Raw genomic sequence first — 2772 nt, 5'->3', positions numbered from 1 at the left:
GAGTGTTTTGCATTGCGGGGCAACACCGGTAATGGTTGATATTAACGATGATTTTTGCATATCTGCAGATGCTGTCCGCAAGGCTATCACCCCTAAAACAAAGGCAATTATTGCCGTTGATATTGCCGGGTGGCCATGTGATTATGATAAGCTGAATGCAATTATAAATGACCCTGAAATTACCGGGTTGTTTGTTGCCGAATCCTTTAAACAGCGTATCCTGAACAGGATCTTGTTAATTTCAGATGCTGCTCATTCCCTGGGTGCTAAATTTAATGGCTTAGCTGCCGCAAAAAAGAGCGATGTAACTATATATTCCTTTCATGCGGTTAAAAATGTTACCACAGCCGAGGGAGGCTGTATTTGTTTAAACCTGCCTGATCATTTTGATACGGCAGCTGAATATAAATACCTCAGGATGTATACCCTTAACGGCCAAACCAAGGATGCGTTTTCAAAGTCATTGGGAGGAGGGTGGAAATATGATATCATTTTTCAGGGCCTTAAAATCAATATGCCTGATATATGCGCTGCAATTGGACTTGCTCAAATTAAAAAGTACGAAACACAGCTTTTACCTTTAAGAAAGCAGGTTGCGTTGAAATATTACGATGGATTTAAAGATATGGATTGGTTCATTTCGCCCCCGTTAATGGATGAAAACCGCGAATCCAGCTATCACTTATTTCCGCTTCGGATCAAAAACATAACCGAAGATCAACGCGACCAGATCATTGAGGATATAACCAGCGATGGTGTTGCTGTAAATGTGCATTTTATCCCTATGCCAATGCTTACTTATTTCAAAAGCCTTGGATACCAAATTGTCGATTATCCGATGGCTTATCAGCAATATGCCTGTGAAATATCATTGCCGATATATCCACAGTTAACCGGTGAAGAGATCACATTCATTATTAACGCTGTTATCAACGCTGTTAAAAAACAGCTTGTGAATAATCTGGTGCCTGATACAGCAATTGAAAACATGAAACCGGCCAGAATAAGCTTTTAAAATATACACATGATTTTGAAAAGGGCTTTTGACGTTTGTTTTGCATTAACAGGTATTGTACTGTTGATGCCTGTATTTATTCTGATAGCACTATTGATCAGGATAGACTCCAGAGGCGGGGTGTTTTATATTCAGCGCAGGGTTGGCCGCAATGGCATTGATTTTAATTTGTTCAAGTTCAGGACCATGTATGTACATGCTGACCGGATCGGACTTTTAACAATCGGTTATCACGATTATCGTATCACGCCAACCGGGTATTGGCTGCGCAAGTACAAACTTGATGAATTACCGCAATTGTTTAATATCCTGATAGGGCATATGAGCTTTGTGGGGCCAAGACCCGAAGTGCGTAAATATGTAGAGATGTACACCGCGCATCAACAAAGAGTGTTGAGCATTAAACCGGGGATAACTGACCGTGCATCCATTCTGTATTTTAATGAAAATGAAATTCTTGCAGGCGCCGAAGATCCTGAGAAACTATATATAAACGAAATAATACCCTCAAAAATTCAACAAAACCTGGATTATATTGACAAGCATGATATGTGGGTTGACATTAAAATAATATGCCAAACCTTAAAAAGGCTCATCAGTAAATAAATCCTTTATACATCAGTATATGTCACTTAAAAAACTTATTGTTTTTGGTGTAATGGCAGCCTATCTGTATACACTGACCTTTGATATTTTTATGACAAATATTTTCAGGATACCATCTCCGATGGTTTTGGGCCTGTTGCTAACATTATTTGTGAAAGCACCTATGCAGCCTTTTGCCTACTATAAAGAGACTGCTTTGATAATTGTAGCGATGTTTTTATATGATATTGTAGGACAGGGCGACTATACGGGCTTTTTTGCAAGCGTCATTGTTGTTGTAACCTGTGCCCTTTACTTTAATTATTTTGTTGGATTAAACAGGCAACGTTTTAATACATCAGTTATAGTGGTATTTGCGGCGTTATCACTCTCCATGATGATCATGGTTTTGGATCATATTTATCCTGGGATTATTGATCCGCTAAGATCAAGAATGCTCGATGATCAAGTTAAACAAAGCCCTGCAGGGTTGGCCATTACCCAGTTTACTTTTGGCTACCAGGTTGCTGCTTTTACGGCTTTTGTTTTTGTGCTCACATTCACTTTCAGACTGCACGTGGTCATTAAAATACTTGCTTTTTGCATTTGTGTGGTATGCCTCTACCTGGGAATGAATCGGTCGGCCTTTGTTAGTTTTACCGGTGCGGTTGTTGTGTTTTTATTTATTTACTACCGTTTTAAGGCGGTTGTTTTTGTGGCAGCGGCCGCCCTTATGTGTTTTGCAATTTATACCTATTTCTTAAAAGATAACCTGGATAGTAAAAACAATATTCTTACAAAAAATGAAGCCAAACAAGCCAATGATTATAACCGGGCAGACATGGCTTTAGAAAATTTGAAAGTTTATGCCGATTATCCCTTTGGTTTGATATTTTATGGTAAGAGCTGGGAAGAGGTAACATACCGTAACCCATTATTTACTTTCGGCCTCAGCTCGCACAATGCTTACTTAATGTTTTTTACATACCTGGGGCCTTTTTTAAGTTTAGGATTACTTGGGGCTATTTACTACAGGATTGTCCGGTTGTTTCGGGAAACTATAAAACATATAAGGTTAAAACCCAATGCCTTATTGTTGCCTCTGTTTTTTTCTTTTATTGCAATATCACTAAATGCGCTATCTCATAATGCCTGGCTGATTAGTGCCGATG

The 2772-nt window shown here is 38.9% G+C and carries 3 protein-coding genes; all 3 read left to right on the top strand.

Features of this window, described 5'->3' with window-relative positions:
• The coding region (locus AC1DRQ_RS30585; RefSeq protein WP_477429757.1) for a DegT/DnrJ/EryC1/StrS family aminotransferase at nt 1–1015 on the top strand (1015 nt) is incomplete at its 5' end.
• Nucleotides 1016–1024: 9 nt separating this feature from the next.
• Nucleotides 1025–1621, top strand: a complete 597-nt coding sequence (locus tag AC1DRQ_RS30580; protein ID WP_429400026.1) for a sugar transferase — start codon at nt 1025–1027, stop codon at nt 1619–1621.
• 19 nt (nt 1622–1640) lie between these two features.
• Nucleotides 1641–2772, top strand: a 1132-nt coding sequence (locus AC1DRQ_RS30575) for an O-antigen ligase family protein (protein ID WP_477429754.1), incomplete at its 3' end; no start/stop codon positions are given.

The sequence above is a fragment of the Mucilaginibacter sp. P4_E8 genome (assembly GCF_056401495.1).
This window is presented reverse-complemented; position numbering and strand designations above follow the sequence as displayed.